At 46.6% G+C, this 1,543-nt stretch carries 1 protein-coding gene and 1 pseudogene; both read right to left on the reverse strand.

Features of this window, described 5'->3' with window-relative positions; translation table 11 throughout:
• Positions 1-31 precede the first annotated feature (31 nt).
• A pseudogene (locus tag ACK59Z_RS25730) lies at positions 32-232 on the reverse strand (hypothetical protein); the annotation flags it as partial.
• 147 nt (positions 233-379) lie between these two features.
• Entirely contained in the window at positions 380-868 is a 489-nt protein-coding gene (locus ACK59Z_RS25735; RefSeq protein ID WP_409293972.1) for an imm11 family protein, read from the reverse strand.
• Positions 869-1,543 lie beyond the last annotated feature (675 nt).

Raw genomic sequence — 1,543 nt, forward strand, 5'->3', positions numbered from 1 at the left:
GCCTGGGTCACCAGCGTGGTCAGGTGGTGATAAGCGTTTCCACCGCTTCGTTGTTCACCACGCGCTTGATGTCGGTTAGGCGACCCAGCGGGTTGTCGTACTGCAGGTGCACGCGGGGGCCGCCGGTGGCGCTGATGTCGATCAATGTTCCGTCGGGTGTGCGAGTGAAGTGCAGGAAGTGGTCGCCCTCGGTGCACACCAAGTACACCTGCTTGTACGGGTTGTAGATGCGCTAGCCGATATATGCCGTAAAAATACTGGCTCCGCTAACACTTTGGCAGAGCCAGTCCAATACTTAACTGTTAAAGATCACACCACCAAACTCTCACAACAAAACTTATGCAGAAAGTAAATCTCGAAAGACCCGAAGACAAGATATCTAATCCTTAAACTGCACTCCGCGAACCGAGCTATTTTCAAAAATAGACTTGACGCGAGCAGCCACCACAATGACGGAGCTTTCCTCTTCAGCCCTAACGACGTCACTAGAAAGTATTGCCTCATCATCCAAAACTATCTTGCTGAACCATCTAGGGCCATCTGGCATATAGCTAAGCAACGGTTCGCTAACGGACTCCTTCAAGTTAAAAGCTGGTGATTTACCAATCACATTGAACACTTTGTAACCGGCATAGGAAACCTCACCTATCAGTAGATCCGCATCCACAAACTGAACACCAGAAATGTTTTCTGCCCTCATTAATTCGTAGAGCCGTGGCGAAATCAAATTGGGCCCGTCACTGTAAAAAAAATCATAGCTCAAGAGCTTGGAGGCACTGACCCTTTTTGATCCCTCGAAGCAGACTTTTATATCCTTGCTTACAGCCACACCCTCTTTAAAAACCCCAGATTCTTCACCTGACAACATCTTTACCTTCAGCCAGTAACTCTCAGGGTAATCATCTGAAATAGAAAGTATATGATTCCTAACCACAAGCTGGTTCTCTAGCAGAGTTTTTATTCAGCGCCGACTCATCTGCGCGCAATCCCTTTCTCTCATCAACCATGACTCCGTGAGTTAGCCTTTTGATAGTCCGCTTTGGTTCAACCTTTTTACGTAATCGTGAATAACATCCAGTTTTTCTCTATGGTCGAAGTATTATTACGCGGAGAGCTTCGATATACCGTTCACACCCGGTGATTCTCCTCACATTTCGGCAGGAAATCAATATTGTATAAATTATGAACAGTTACCTCGCCCACTTGCTTGCAGCATTCTTAGATAGCTGCCGCGGGAACAACATGATTTTTTTGAAAGCCATATATCCCAAGCATCGTATTATAGCCCCCTGAGACACGCCGTCTAAAGATTGACGAGCGAAGACTTCGCTTACACTCGCTGTGCTAAAAAAGCAACGCTGGCACTGCCGCCTGTTAGGCAGCACCAACGCGCTGCATATTTTCAAAGGTCTGGCGTGACACGCAACAATCAAAGACATCTAGCCCCTCGCAAAACTCTTAGAGCCTTCAAATATCGTTCAATTCAGCCCATGCATCATACGAATAATTATCATCAACTTTTTCAAACGAAACACCCTTCAAG

The sequence above is a fragment of the Pseudomonas sp. KCJK9058 genome, from assembly GCF_046230975.1.
Taxonomy (GTDB): Bacteria; Pseudomonadota; Gammaproteobacteria; order Pseudomonadales; family Pseudomonadaceae; genus Aquipseudomonas; species Aquipseudomonas alloputida.